Below are 14800 nucleotides of genomic sequence, written 5' to 3' on the forward strand. Positions count from 1 at the left end.
CGGTCTCCTCGTCCATGTACGAGTACGCGTTGCCGCCGATATGGTCGCGCACCTCGACGATCTCCACCCTGGCGCCCGCACGCTCCACCGCCTGCTGCGCCACCGTCAGACCAAACAAACCCGCACCCACAACCACCAAATCGGGATACTGTGTGGATTCAGTCATCATTGCACCTTCCATGCCGAATACGAAAACAGACAATATGCTTCATCCTACTATCGCACATGCACATTGTACGTTTTGCCGGGCAAAATCCACATCCATCCCGCAACCGCCGGCACATACGGCACCACCGCGGCAGCGCACCGCCGCAGACAGGGCCGCCGGGCACCCTTCACGACGCCTCTCACGAACCCCACATCCCTATAATGAGAGACATGTCTGCTACGAGCCCCATCAACGCCGGCGAGGCCCCTGCCCCGGATCGTTGGGAAACCGTCAACCGTGTGGTGTTCCCCATGTCGGACCAGGATCTGACCATGCCGCTGTACGCCATCGAATGGACGAGACCGCACCTGACCGACCAGGTCTTCGACCCGCGCGTGGACAAGCGCCGCATCGATCTGACGAACCTGAACAAATCCGGTTTCCAGCGGCTGATGACCGAAAGCGTCACCACACGTCCCCAGACGAACGGCGCCGACGTCTTCTCCGTCGACGGCAGGCGTTCGATCACCGTATATCCGGGCCGTCACATCTCGTTGTGCACCTTCTTCAACGCGTTCCCCGCCGGCTACTGGCGCCGCTGGACCCGCGTGAACGAGGTGCGCTTCACCGCCCAGGCGAAGGGCAGGGGCAGCGTGACGCTGTTCCGTTCGACCGGCCGCGGCCTGTTCTCACCGGTGTCCACGGTGGAGGTCGATTCGCCGGACCGCGCGACGGACGTCGCCGTGACGGTGCCGATGACCGGTCTGGTCGACGGCGGGTATTTCTGGTTCGACGCGCAGGCCGGGCCGCACGACGAGCTGACGGTCGGCGACGCCGCATGGTCCGTCCCGCGTTCGGCGCGCACCGCGACGCGCAAGGGCGACACCACGCTGTCGATCACCATCACGACGTTCAACCGTGCCCCCTACTGCCACAACCAGCTCAAGGCCATCGCCGCCGACACGGACCTGCGCAGGCGGCTGGACACCATCTACTGCGTCGACCAAGGCACCGACCTGGTGCAGGACCAGCCGGGCTTCGCCGACACGGCGGGCGCGCTCGGCGAGCAGCTCACCTACCTGCGGCAGGCCAACCTCGGCGGGTCCGGCGGCTACTCGCGCGGCATGTACGAGACGTTGCAGGCGGGTTCCAGCGACTACGTCCAGCTGCTGGATGACGACGCCATCAGCGAGCCGGAGGCCATCCTGCGGGCCGTGCAATTCGCCGACTACACCAGGAAGCCCACGATCGTCGGCGGCGGCATGCTGCATCTGGACAACCGCACGATCCTGTACACGCAGGGCGAGCGCTTCAACCGGCACACCTGGTGGTACGGCAACACCATGGATCTGGAGTACAACCACGATTTCGCGGCGTCGCCGCTCAGGGACTCGCCGGAACGCCATCGCCGCGTCGACACCGACTTCAACGGCTGGTGGATGTGCCTGATACCGACGACCATCATCCGCGAAATCGGCCTGGCGCTGCCGGTGTTCATCAAATTCGACGACACGGAGTATTCGCTGCGCGCCGCGGAGCACGGCTACCCGACCGTCTGCCTGCCCGGCGTGGCCGTCTGGCATCAGGCCTGGCACGACAAGGATCCGGCCCGCACCTGGGAGGAGTACTTCTTCCAGCGCAACCGTTGGATCTGCGCGCTGCTGCACACGCGCAGGCCGAGCCGTCGGTTCATGTTCGAGATGCTGTACGGCGACGTCAACGTCGGGCTGAAGCTGCTGTACTCGGCGCTGAAGCTGCGGCACATGGGACTGCGGGACATCATGCGGGGTCCGGGGTACATCGTCGATTCGATGCCGGGCAAGCTTGCCGAGGTGCGCAAGGCCCGGGAGGGCTTCGCCGATTCCACGGACATCACCGACCTCGAGACGCTGCCGGCGCCGCGGCACGACTCGCGTCCCGCCCCGCGACCACAGAACCCCAAGGACATCACCCGCGACGGCGCCAAGGCCGTGGTCAAGGCCCTGCTGTCCCGCCGTGACGGCACACGCGACAAACAGCCGGACACCGTCATCACGGCCAAGGACGCCGTGCTGTGGGACTCGTTCACCGGTGTGGGCTCCGCATTGGTCACGGCGCCGGACGGCAACTCGGTGGCGTGGCGTCGCCGGAATCCCCGGCTGTTCCGCAAGGGGCTCCGCGAAGGCGTCATGCTGGCCAGACGGCTCATGAAGAACTGGGACAGGCTGTCCGAGGAGTACCGGGCGTACGACATGGCCAGTGTCAAGGTCTGGGAGCGGATCTTCAAGGACGTCGCCGCCAAGTGACGGCGGAACAGCGGAACGTTTTTGACGGTTATCGGGTCATCATCATCGATCCATCATCGATGATGATGACCCATATTCTATAATTTGCAGGTTTTTCATCATCACTGACACTGATATCATCGATGATATCAACTACATCATAGTCACAACATAGTGAATGCGAGCGGTATCATGTATGACACCCTTGACGACCTCATCCGACATATCGTCGACACCCGTTGCGAGACGCGGACGGTGGAGGTCAAGTCCGCGCGCAACGGCGCGCCGCGCGTCCACGACTCGTTATCGTCGTTCTCCAACCAGAACGACGGCGGCGTCATCGTGTTCGGCATCGACGAGTCGGCCGGATATGAAATCTGCGGCGTCTACGACCCACAGGATCTGCAGCGCAACATCCACGGGCAGTGCACGCAGATGACGCCGGAGGTCCGCCCCGTCTTCGACACCGCGGACATCGACGGGAAAACCGTCGTTGCGGCGTTTATCCCGGGCAGGCCGATGAGCGAACGACCCGTGTACCAGACGGCGCGCGGCATCATCCAAGGGTCGTACGTGCGCATCGGCGACGCCGACGCACATATGACGCCCGTGGAACTGTACGAAATCGAATCGTTCAAGAACGGCCGCAGGGACGACATCGCCACGGAGACGTCGGCCTCGACGGACATGCTCGACGAGACGGCGTTGCTGAGGCTTGTCGACGAGGCCCGCCGCGGGCGGCCGCTGCTGTCCCGGCGGCCAGTGGACGAGGTCATGAACCTCATCGGCGTCACGCACGACGGCAAGCCCACACTGGCGGGGCTATTGTCCGTCGGCGACTATCCGCAGCAGGTCTACCCCAACCTGTGCGTCACCGCGGTTGCGGTCGCAGGCACCGATCTGGGAACGGGAGCGGACGGAGAGCGTTTTCTCGACAACAAACGGTTCGAGGGCACGGTGGAGCAGATGGTCGAGGGCGCGATGGGGTTCGTCGCACGCAATTCCAGAACGACCACGGTCATCCGCGACGGACGGCGCACCGATGTGCCGCAGTACCCAGAAACGGCAGTACGCGAGATACTCGTCAACGCGCTGATGCATAGGGACTACGGCCCGTATTGCAAAGGCACCCAGGTCAGGCTCACCCTGTTCTCCGACCGGTTGGAGTGCTGGAATCCGGGCGGCGTATACGGCGGGCAAAACGTCAGCGAGCTCGGCTACGTCAACAGCCAAATCCGCAACCCGACGCTGGTATCCCTTCTGGAAATCCAACACATTGCGGAGAACCGCCACTCCGGCATTCCCGTCATCCGGGACGAGGCGCGCGCAATTGGTGCACCGGAACCGGAATTCGTCGACAGCCGCGGATCGTTCCTCGTACGCTTCCGTTGCGCGCCCGCGCGCGACGCGGCGGAGCGTCAGAGGATTGCCAGTGATGCGACAACCGCGGTGCGTCCCGGACACGCCCCGGACGATTCCCGGAAGCATCATCCGGCAGGCCGGAACGATGACGCCGTTCTCCGATTCTGCGCCGTCCCGCGTTCCGCACAGGATATCGCCGAATTCTGCGGACTGTCCACGGCATACGTACGGCGAACGGTCATCAGACCGATGATCGCCTCCGGCAAACTGCGGATGACGATCCCCGACAAGCCGCGCAGCAAGCGGCAACGGTACGTCTCCGGCATGCAGGATAGCGACGACGAATAAACTCTGGGGCTCCATCGCCTTGGGGCGGTGGAGCCCGTCATACGGCGCAGGCGGAACGCCTACTTCTTCGCCGCGCTTCTGGGCGGGACCACCTCGACCTCGTCGGCGTTCTCGGGAGTGATCGTAAGCGCGCTGTCGTTGAGCAGCGCGTACGAGTCACGGCAGTGCGGGTCGCGGATCACGAACGTGCAGGCGTTGGACTCAATCGCGACGGCCACCATGTCCGCGAAGTCGGGGTTCGTCGGACTCGGGGTACGCAGTGAGGTGACCAGTCGGAACTCGCCGTCGTTGAACAGGTTCAACGGCATCTCGAAATACACCTTCTGATGGCCGTGCCGCTTCATCCGCAGCACCTTGGCACCCGTATCGTAGGTGATGCCGCCACGACGGATGTCGTGCAGCGCGATCGCAAGATAGAAATCGCCCGGCTCGTCGAACTGGTATTCCACGTAGAAACGGAACGTATCGTCGGCGGTGTAGACCTTCTGCTCGCATGCCACCGTCCGCAGCAGCGGGCAACGCTCGTTCAGGCCATTGGGGTATCCGCCGCGGGCGTCCTGCCGTTCCTTCTCCAGCTTGCGCTCGGCCTCGAGGTTGGCCAGCGTGTATTTCTGCGACACCGATTCGGGGTCGCCCATCGCGACCACCTCGCCATCGGCGATCATCATCGCGCGCGTGCAGTATTTCTTGACCGATCCCATATCGTGGGTGACCAGAATGACCGTCTTGGTGGGGTCCTTCTTGATTTCGGTGAAGAAGTCGCTGCACTTGCGCTGGAACGCCTCGTCGCCCACGGCGAGCACCTCGTCGAGCACGAGGATGTCGCCCTGCGCCTTGATGGCCACGGAGAACGCCAGACGGACCTGCATGCCCGACGAGTAGTTCTTGAGCTTCTGGTCCATGAACTCGCCAAGCTCCGCGAACTCGACGATGTCGTCGTACATCGCGTCGATCTGCTCGGTGGTGAAGCCGAGCAGGGCGCCGTTGAGGTAGACGTTCTCGCGGCCGGTCAGCTCCGGGTTGAACCCGACGCCGAGCTCGATGAACGGCACCAGCTTGCCGCTGACGTGGATTTCGCCATGCTCGGGGTAGTAAATCTGCGAGATCAGCTTCAGCAGCGTCGACTTGCCGCCGCCGTTGCGGCCGACGATGCCGAAGAACTCGCCCTGATGGACTTCAAAGCTGATGTCCTTGAGGACCTGCTGCATCTTGTATCCCTTGATGCCGCGAGTCCAGTTGATGAACGCCTGCTTCAGGCCGGTCGCCTGTTCGGTGGGCAGCTTGAACGCCTTCGACACATGGCTGGCGGACAGCACCACCGGCGCCTTGGCATAGTTCCTGGCGAACTGCTCCGCGGCGATCTCCCGCTCGTCACGCACGACGGCCCCGTTGTTCCCCGCCATTGCTACATCACCTCCGCGAAACGCTTGCTGTTGCGCCTGAACAGATAGACGCCGAGCACCAGAATGATGACGGTGAGCACCACAGGCAAAAGCCTCAGCGCCCAGTTATCGAACTGGTTCCACACCGTCGGCTGGGTTTCGGGAGCGATGAAGTTGTGGCGTATATCCTGAATCGACTGCGCGATGGGATTGAGCAGCTCCAGCCGCGCCAACGTGGCCAGCAGACCACCGCGATCGGTGACGTAGCTCAGCGGGTAGATGATCGGCATCGCATAGAAGATCAGCTGCTGCAGCACCTCCCAGATATGCGCGATGTCGCGGAAGTACACATACATCGTGGCCATGATGAGCGTAAGCCCCAACGTCACGGCATACAGCTCGATGATGCTCAGCGGCAGCAGCGCAACCCTCCACGTGAACTGCACGCCGGAGAACAGCGCGAACACCAGGACGACCACCAGGTTGATCGCATAACTGATCAACGCGCCCATCGTCGCGGACACCACGACGATGTAGTTGGGGAAATGGATCTTGCGCAGCAGATCGCCACGGTCCACAACCGACCGCAGTCCCACTCCCGCCGATTCGGTAACGAACTGCCACGAGCTGATGCCCAGCAGCAGCACCACCGGATACGTGGGCGTGCCGTCGGACATGCGCAGGAACTTGGCGAACACCACGTACATGACGCAGAACAGCATCAGCGGCTTGAGCACCGACCAGGCGATGCCCAGGAACGAGCCCTGGTAGCGGAGACGGAAATCCGTCTTCACCAGGCCGCGCAGCACCACCAGCGCATAGCCGTATCTAGCGCGTAAAGTCTCTACCATTTTCGTCACGGCAATCATCCTAGCAATGTCTACGTATCTCTTGGAGTCACCCATTGGAGTCACTAGTGGAATCTCAAGCGAAGCTTTCACAGTATTGCGACGTCACGACCGGACAATCACCATGATGGTCCACCGCAACCGGCCACGCAATCCCATGCTTCGCCGCCGTCACCATGCCAGACATGCTATTCACTTTACATACATCATTTATCCACCCAGCATTCACCTTGCTACAATCGCTGTATGAGTCCATTCCCTGACGCCATCCGGCGCATCGTCGCGCACAGGCCCGCATCGAAACGTTCCCTCAATCAATTTGCGGAAGAAGTACGACACGACAACGACCGCATCCTGCAAAGGCTCGATGCTCTGGAACAGGAGCAGGCGCGGCGATTCGACCACACATGGACCATCGAGATGGACTCCAGGCACGACGCCACTCATCAGAGCGAACAGCTTCAGCAGACGCTCGATTCCTTCGATATACGCGCAATGGCCTATCTCCAGCAACTGTATTACGGCACTCGCGATGACCGTCACGAAGCATCCATAGATCTATTCGCCACGGTTCCCGCAGCCACCGGGCCGCAGCGCATCTTCCAGCTCGCGTTGGCGAAGCTGATGCACATCCTTGATTCCATCTGCTCCGAGCATGGCATACGATACTGGCTCTGCTGGGGCGCACTGCTGGCAGGAAGGACAAGGCAAAGCAGCATTCCCTGGGATGACGACATCGATATCTGCATGCTCCGGGAGGATCTCGATAGACTGCGGTCCCTTCTCGCCGACGACGAGGACTACCAGGTCAGCGTCGTCTACGATCGTTATGTGCTATGCAAGCAATACCGCTTCTCCGCACGCGATGTCAACAATCCGTGCTTCATCGACCTGTGCGTATTCGATTGGGCGCCGTCAACGGAGCCGGGCCACGACCGGGATCTTAAGACACTGCGATACCGTCTTATGGATGAGCTCAATCAGCACATGCACGAGTTCCGGCTTTGGAACCAGTATCCGTATCTGTTCGCCAAGGGCAGCGACGATGTCGTGCAGCAAATCGGCGGGTCGCGGTTCGAGGAGCAGGACCTGGACGCCAACATGGAGGAGATCAAGCAGATCGACAGCATTTTCGACAAATATCGAGCCGAGGCCCTGCAACGTCATCTCATATCGGACTCCCCGCATTCCGCGGCCGTATCCTATGGACTGGAAAACATCATGGACGTCCCCTCGCGCACCATGCTGTTTCCCGCCGACGCCGTGTTCCCCACAACTCCCATGATGTTCGAAGGATATACCTTGCAGGCTCCGCACGACTGCGATTACATCCTCGACCAATGCTACCCGGGTTGGCCGTACCTGCCGACCAACATGTTCAGGCACCGGCATTTCAACGAACAGCTGCTGCAGAATCCCGCAGTGCATGAGACGCTGCGCGATTTCGGATCCTCACATAACGAATAAGAAGACGCTTGTCGGGGATTGTACACAGACCCCGACAAGCGTCCAAATGCCACACTGCCATGCACCTAGATCCGCAACACTTCACGATGAAACATCGCCACCGATAATCGGTTCAGGCGCGCGTACGCTCGTCACACCGACGATTCCGTTGTTCCATCGCAAAATGGTTGGCGTCGATGATGAATCTCTTACGGTCATTCTTCGCCATGACATCGAGAATGATGCCGGCGACAACGAGCATCAAGCCAACGATAATAAGCAGCACCGCACCGATAAGCGTCGGGAACCGAGCAACGATACCGGTATGCAGAAAATCAATCGTTACGGAGACGGTAAGGACCAATCCGATAATACCAACGAGCAAACCAGTGATACCGAAAAACGGCAATGGCTTATACTCGCGAATCATACGGAAGATCGTGCTCATGACTTTGATTCCGTCCCCCACGGTATCGAGTTTGCTGTAGGAACCTTCCGGACGATCACGGTACTGAATGGGCATCTCATAAAGCTTGAGATTGTTGTTCAACGAATGGATCGTCATCTCGGTTTCCACCTCAAAACCACGCGACAGCACCGGATACGTCTTCACAAACGTGAACGAGAATGCGCGATAGCCAGTCATGATATCGGTGACGTGCGCATTGAACAATCCGTTGATGGAGCTACGGACCAATTTGTTGCCAAAGTTATGGAACGGCCTCTTATTTTCCTGAAAATACGTGGAACTGAGACGGTCTCCGATGACCATATCATACCCTTCGGCGATTTTCCGCACCATCGCAGGAGCCGCATCGGCCGGGTACGTATCATCGCCGTCCGACATGATGTATACGTCAGCGTCGATATCCTCAAACATGGCGCGAATGACGTTGCCCTTGCCCTGCCGCGGTTCGACACGTACAATCGCGCCTGCGGCGGTGGCAATCTCCGCGGTGCGATCCGTGGAGTTGTTGTCATACACATAGACATCGGCGTCCGGTAACGCCGTCCGAAAATCGCGGACAACCTTGCCTATGGTAACTTCCTCGTTATAGCACGGCAGAAGCACCGCAACTTTCGGGACCTTGTTGTTAACTGGCATGGTTACCACTATATGACATGCAACGCCTCGCCGGGACGATACCCAATCAAATCAATGCTCCACGGATCGACTCGGGCGGCTTTCCGTTTGACGGACCTTGAAGCCCCCCAGTCGATCAATGCATCCCAAGACCGGCCTCACGACAAGATAGTGCACCAATAGACTGATGAGAAGCGAAATAGTAAACACCGCCAGTATCGTGACAATCGCCACAAATCCCTTGCCGATCATCCCCGCAGGTTCGGCGACGGCGTACAGCGGCTCGAAAAGCACCGGCACCAGCAAGCCATTGGTGTGCAACAGGTAGATGCCAAGTGTGGCCGGCGCGATCATCACGACTAACCGCGTCAACACGTTGGAACGACGGGGAGTCTTTGTCGAGTGGCGCTGAACAAACCAGAGGAACGAAACGACGCCGATGATGACCGAAAGAATCGGTGAGGCGCCGCCTCCAGCCCCCAAAGCGTTCGGCGGATACCCCAACGTGGTCGCTATGACATTGTCCGAACGCACGAAATGCGTGCCCACGACACAAACAATCCAAGACAATACCGTCACAAGAGTCACGGCAAGCAGAGAAATCTTCGGCAGCCGATCAGCGTATCGGCGAATCAGCACCCCAATCAGATACACACAGCACAGGTATCCGTAGTCGGTGAAATAGCCGATTTGAGGATTCAGCAATCTCCAGATGAAAATGACCCAGACGGACACCGCGATCAGGCCCAAAAATTGTCGATAACTGGCATGCTCCGCAATCATGTTCATGAATGGCGACAACACAATCATGATGATGTATGCGCCAATAAACCAATACTCGTTGAACGTGACAGGCAGCAGGCTACGCAACATTGCGTATCTGTCCAATGGGTCGGGGCCGGCATACGACGAATCGATCTTCGAAAGCGCCACCACGAACACAAAAATAAGAACCGAGTACAGAAACACCTCGACCCATACATGGACGGCACGCCGTACAGGACTACCTACCTTGTACGCCATGAAATACGCGGAAATGAGCGCGAACCATGTAACACCGACCTGGCCGAATATATCCATTGACTGATGCACACATGACAACCACGAGGTCATCCTCTCGGGATTGATATGTACGTCCCAATTGTCGCTGGAAAAATAATGCGCAGCGACAATGCCCAGCATAGCCAAGATACGCATGAATTCGAATCGCCAATCCCGTTTCGCTTTTTGTGTGTCAGCCACCGAACGCACAACCTTCTCCTCTGCCGATTACGTCAATTCAATGCCAGGAACCATCGCATTACTTCATAGAACAAGTCCGGACAAACCGAAATCATCGGAGTCATACGCCCAGGAGCCAGCAATGAGAAGAACTGGAACAGCTCGGACAACAGGACACCGATGAAAAAGACCCTCAATATCACAGCCGAGAAAATCGTTCCATCAGTCGATACCGAGTCGACAGCCTCCATACGACGTCGATCATGCAGGAAGACGACCATGACAGCGATGATGCAGAATGCCCAGGAAAAGTCCAGATAATAACGCCAAGCAAAACCGGTCATGTAGCAATCGACGACGAGAATCACCAGTCCAAGAAGGAACACGCCAAAGGCGGTCCGTCGAATCGCGTTGTCCGCTGTCCTGAACGCCGACACGGCGAAAAAGACGACGACCAAGAACGGACATATGGCCAGCACTCCGCCGACGGAGGCTTCCGCAGGAGCCCAAAGAGGCAAGGGCGTCTGCGTTGTTCCGACGAACGGAAAGCCCATCGTGATATTCGCCGGTTGAAACAGGTAATACAACAGCAACGGAATGATGTCAATCAAGGGCGTCTTCATCACAGTCATGTCAAAACCGGTGAGATTGTAGTTCGCCCCGAAATCAAGCGGAGATCCAAAGCGTATGGCGTTATAAGCCAACAACGGTGTGAATACCACCACAAACGGCAGCAACGCTGCGACGGTATTGCCGATACCCTTCCTTGAGAAAAACAGGCGCCGGTGAACCAATTCATCCCAGAAGAGCGGCAAGGCCAGCACCGCGACCAGAATAAACTGGGGACGACAGCCAAGATTCAGCGCTATGCACGTGGATCCCAACGCCAACGGTATTTTTGAAACCGACGCACCCTTCTTGGACATCAGCCAGAACGTCAGACCGGCAACGGTGAAGCACAGCGAAGCCAATCCGGGAACCGCATAGAAATTCGGAGTGAACAGTTGGTAATACATGCTCGATCCCGCGTTCAATGCGACAATGGCCAGAATCGTAGCGCCCAAGCTGATGGTGCGCCGAAACAGCTTATCGGCAACCTGCACCACAAAACATGTCATCGCCACCGTCGTCAACAAACCGAGCAGCAGAATCGCCCACGTGGAGGCAAGCCACCCCCCCGTGATGAGCTGGAACGGAACGAACAGCAGAACCGCCGGGACGACGCCGAAATACATATAGTATTCCCCATCGTAAAACGCGTGATCCCAGAAGATGGGTCCGCCTCCCTCCCCCATAGCTTGTCCGCGAATATCTGAATCATATGGATTCGCGAGAGAAGCCAGCGAGTCCGATACCGGCAGATCAAGCGAGACCCGGCCGTGCAACAAAGCATCGCCCATACGGGCGTACTGATCGTAATCGGTGGTGAAACCGAAAATCTGCTGTGGCCATGACGCCGCGGCATCACCTCCGCCGGCGAAATGCCACACACCGCATACGATCGCCAGCTGTACCGCAGTCACCGCGGCAAGAACCCAGGTCTGCCGGCACCGGATGGAACCGACACGGGACGACAAACGGATTCGGTAGATTCCCGCACCGGGTCGCAGGAACAGGCAATATACCAGGCACACGGCAATGAGCGCCACACGCAGAACACTCACGGAAAAAGGAATCTGCGGATTGACCACAATGTGTCGCAACGTCAGCTGTTGCCCCTGCGCACCGATGAAGTTAATACGCACCCCATCGTGTTCGCCGCCGACACGAACATAACGGGAATCATCATAGGCGAGATTCATGTATTTAGTCGTCTCTCCCGTGTACCAGCCGGTATTGTCCACATGTTGCGTAACCAGTTGGAATTGAAGTGTCACGTCCGTCGGCGACTCCCCCGGGTCCATATAGAGATACTCGATAGTCGAGTCCGTTTTCACTTCAATATAGGCGTTGTCGTTCGACTCAATCGTCAGCGTATCACCGTCACGGCTGATGCCTTCTCCAACCGCATAGTCATCGACCGTGATTGGAGAAGCGTTCATTGTCTGCCAGAAGGGCAGGTTGAAAAGGACCATTTCCACCAATACCGTGCACAGCACAACTGCAAGGCCGCACAGCATAGGTGTCATATGCAGTTTTCTTCGCGCACCGCGCGGCCTCTTGCCAGTGGATGCGGTCTCCGTCAATGTTGCACTCATAACGACTCCAGCTGTTTCTTCCAAGCGTCCTTCACGACATGGGCAATGACGCCACTATACTCATGTCGGGCGAAGACGCAGACTGCCGCAATCCGTGACGATCCATGCCCGGAGCGCCCGTCCGGCCGGTGGGGTTTTGGTAGAGTACTAATGGGCAAGAATCTAAGGAGTCATATTATGCCGACTATGAAGTTCGCCAACGTGCTGTTGGAAACCAATCCACGGTCGCTGAAATACCCGTCCTTGTACTGCAGCGCGGACCAGCCAGTCGTGTTCGACAAGGGCACGTCGGAGTGGGTGCTGTACGGCGCCGGGGAATACGACTTCACCACGTATTTCAACTCGCTGTCGGTGCTGAAGCTGAGGGAATACACCATCGCCAAGGGATTCTCGCTGCATCTTGAACTGAAAGGCGCGGCCTGCACGATTGAGCAGACGATGGGCGACGCGTTCTCCGCCCACGCGACCCCCGTGGACGGGACCCTCCGCGAGGTGCCGGCATCCGACGACTGGCAGTCCGTGGACCTGCCGCTGACCGTCACCGACGAAATGGTCATCGTCGGCTTCGTGATTCGTACCGAAGGCAACGCCTCCATCCGCAATGGCTACTACACCGTCGACTACGACGGATCCCTGCGCGACGTCGAGCTGGCTCTGGCGACGACGACCTTCAAGAAAGAACGCTTCATCGAACGCAACATCGGTCTCGTCCGTGACCAGATTCTGGCCTCCGACGACGAAATCGCCGGACATTTCAACATGTATGTGATCGATAACGGCCGCACCCTCGACACCGAAGCGCTGAGCAGCGACCGAGTGCACGTCCGCCCGAACGACAACGTCGGCGGCGCGGGCGGCTTCACCTGCGGCATGATCGAAGCGATGGAACAGACCCCGCAGGCTACCAACATCCTGCTAATGGATGACGACGTCGCGGTCTCTCCCGAAAGCATCAAGCGCACCTATAACCTGTTGCGGCTTGTAAATGACGAATATGCTGATGCATTTATCAGCGGCGCGATGCTGAACCTCGAAATCGGTGAAGATCAGTGGGAAGACATCGGTTTCATGACACCGGCCGGCACGTTCTCACCTACGAAGCCTCCGCTGCGTATGACCAAGTTCGAGGATTTGATCTATAACGAGATCTTCCAGCCCACCAAGGAGATGCGCGGTCAGCGGTACGCCGCATGGTGGTACTGCTGCATCCCGATCGCCACCATCAAGCGCGAGGGGTTGCCGCTCCCGGTGTTCGTCCGTTGCGATGACGCGGAATATGGCATCCGCTGCCAGCCGAAGTTCATGTCGATGAATGGCCTGTGCGTGTGGCACATGTCGTTCCATGCCCGGTACAACGCAGCTGTGGAACGGTATCAGACCACGCGCAACACGATGATCGCCCAAGCGACCACCGGCATGGCCCCTAATTCCGACTTCATGTACGAACTGCACAACAACATCCGCCTCGAGCTTAAGAAGTTCGGCTATGCTAATGCCGAACTGTGTCTGGACGCCTTCGAGGACTTCCTGAAGGGCCCGAGGTTCATCAGGCAGATGGGCGTTGCCGAGGAGCGGTTCATGCGAGCCAACAAGGTCAAGGAGAAGCTGGTGCCGTTCGCCGAGCTGCAGCGGCAGGCCGACGCCAATCCGGAGCTGGAAGGCTTTGACCTGACCAAGATCGACCGTCAGTTGGTCGACAGCGACAAGCCCCGCAATATAGTGGAACGTCTCAATGATCTGCTCACTGACAACGGCCAGCGCATCATCAAGACCGAGGGCGAGGGCTACGCCGTCATTCCGGCGATGGGCTGGGTGTATCCGGCCGGCGTGATCCGCAACAAGAAGTACCTCATCGTCATCGATTGGTACAACCGTTCGGGCGCCATCCGTGTCAAGGACCCGAAGCGGTTCGACGCCATTATGAAGCGCTACCATCGCGACCTGCGCTACTACAAGAGAAACGCCAATCGTCTGCGCGCCGAGTACGCGGCCGCCCGCGAAGAGCTGACCTCGGTGAAGTTCTGGAAGCACTACCTCAAGATGGACTGATCGCAGTTCATCGGTCTTTGTGCATCCCATGACGAGAGCACCGCGCTCTCGTCATTTTTATTCTTCACCCTGATATTCCCGGATGCTCGCCATCAACGAATGATGACGGGGGACGGCCTTATCGGCCGTCCCCCGTCATTGGTTTTCCAGAACCGGCAACCGATCATCAACGGGTGGTGTATGTAGTCCCGTTCGGGCGCCAATGCAATTGACCATGTTGGAAGTTCTGATACACCTCGCCGGACCTCAGCGGGTCGACGATCTCCCCGCTCGTGGGGAAACCGAGCCACCCCTGCTCATAGCCGAGTCTTCCATACGCACTGAGGATCCCGCCCTTGACGGCGTGCGTGGCCCCCGTCGAACCATTCCAGAACACCGTACCGCCCTGGAACGTCTGCGACGCACCACCCCTCACCGACAACTCATCACCCGTCGGATAACCCAACCAAC

At 58.8% G+C, this 14800-nt stretch carries 11 protein-coding genes; 4 read left to right on the plus strand and 7 right to left on the minus strand.

The window, feature by feature from the left end; genetic code table 11:
- On the minus strand, positions 1 to 166 hold a 166-nt coding region (locus tag KIH73_RS10395; protein ID WP_219083266.1), incomplete at its 3' end, for an NAD(P)-binding protein.
- A gap of 212 nt (positions 167 to 378) precedes the next feature.
- Between KIH73_RS10395 and KIH73_RS10400 the strand changes: the two genes are divergently transcribed.
- Complete coding sequence (locus tag KIH73_RS10400; RefSeq protein ID WP_236022731.1) at positions 379 to 2433, plus strand: glycosyltransferase; 2055 nt, start codon at positions 379 to 381, stop codon at positions 2431 to 2433.
- A 171-nt stretch (positions 2434 to 2604) separates the two neighbouring features.
- On the plus strand, positions 2605 to 4122 hold the full coding sequence (locus KIH73_RS10405) for an ATP-binding protein (protein WP_219083250.1): 1518 nt from the start codon (positions 2605 to 2607) through the stop codon (positions 4120 to 4122).
- A gap of 59 nt (positions 4123 to 4181) precedes the next feature.
- On the opposite strand, the gene KIH73_RS10410 is transcribed toward KIH73_RS10405, so the two are convergent.
- Both KIH73_RS10410 and KIH73_RS10415 read right to left on the minus strand, forming a co-directional pair.
- Positions 4182 to 5525: an ABC transporter ATP-binding protein gene (locus KIH73_RS10410; RefSeq protein ID WP_219083252.1), complete on the minus strand. Its 1344-nt coding sequence runs from the start codon at positions 5523 to 5525 to the stop codon at positions 4182 to 4184.
- A 2-nt stretch (positions 5526 to 5527) separates the two neighbouring features.
- A complete protein-coding gene (locus tag KIH73_RS10415; RefSeq protein ID WP_338024003.1) occupies positions 5528 to 6355 on the minus strand; it encodes an ABC transporter permease in 828 nt (275 codons plus the stop codon).
- 243 nt (positions 6356 to 6598) lie between these two features.
- Here KIH73_RS10415 and KIH73_RS10420 point away from each other — a divergent pair, with 243 nt between their 5' ends.
- The gene (locus KIH73_RS10420; RefSeq protein ID WP_219083256.1) at positions 6599 to 7819 is read left to right on the plus strand and encodes a LicD family protein; all 1221 of its coding nucleotides are present in this window, start codon (positions 6599 to 6601) and stop codon (positions 7817 to 7819) included.
- Between the two features lie 112 nt (positions 7820 to 7931).
- On the opposite strand, the gene KIH73_RS10425 is transcribed toward KIH73_RS10420, so the two are convergent.
- The 3 genes from KIH73_RS10425 to KIH73_RS10435 are packed head-to-tail and all read right to left on the minus strand — an operon-like array spanning position 7932 to position 12301.
- Positions 7932 to 8903 carry a glycosyltransferase family 2 protein gene (locus tag KIH73_RS10425; protein ID WP_219083258.1) on the minus strand — a complete coding sequence of 324 codons (972 nt, stop codon included), beginning with the start codon at positions 8901 to 8903 and terminating at the stop codon, positions 7932 to 7934.
- A 51-nt stretch (positions 8904 to 8954) separates the two neighbouring features.
- Complete coding sequence (locus tag KIH73_RS10430; RefSeq protein ID WP_219083260.1) at positions 8955 to 10124, minus strand: acyltransferase; 1170 nt, start codon at positions 10122 to 10124, stop codon at positions 8955 to 8957.
- 32 nt (positions 10125 to 10156) lie between these two features.
- Positions 10157 to 12301, minus strand: coding sequence for a hypothetical protein (locus KIH73_RS10435; protein ID WP_219083262.1), 2145 nt, complete (start codon positions 12299 to 12301; stop codon positions 10157 to 10159).
- A 177-nt stretch (positions 12302 to 12478) separates the two neighbouring features.
- On the opposite strand from KIH73_RS10435, the gene KIH73_RS10440 reads away from it, so the two are divergent.
- Positions 12479 to 14350 carry a glycosyltransferase family protein gene (locus KIH73_RS10440; RefSeq protein WP_219083264.1) on the plus strand — a complete coding sequence of 624 codons (1872 nt, stop codon included), beginning with the start codon at positions 12479 to 12481 and terminating at the stop codon, positions 14348 to 14350.
- A gap of 166 nt (positions 14351 to 14516) precedes the next feature.
- On the opposite strand, the gene KIH73_RS10445 is transcribed toward KIH73_RS10440, so the two are convergent.
- Positions 14517 to 14800, minus strand: a 284-nt coding sequence (locus KIH73_RS10445) for an LGFP repeat-containing protein (RefSeq protein ID WP_420830236.1), incomplete at its 5' end; no start/stop codon positions are given.

Origin of the sequence: Bifidobacterium phasiani (assembly GCF_019331775.1) — a bacterium.
Lineage (GTDB): Bacteria > Actinomycetota > Actinomycetes > Actinomycetales > Bifidobacteriaceae > Bifidobacterium > Bifidobacterium phasiani.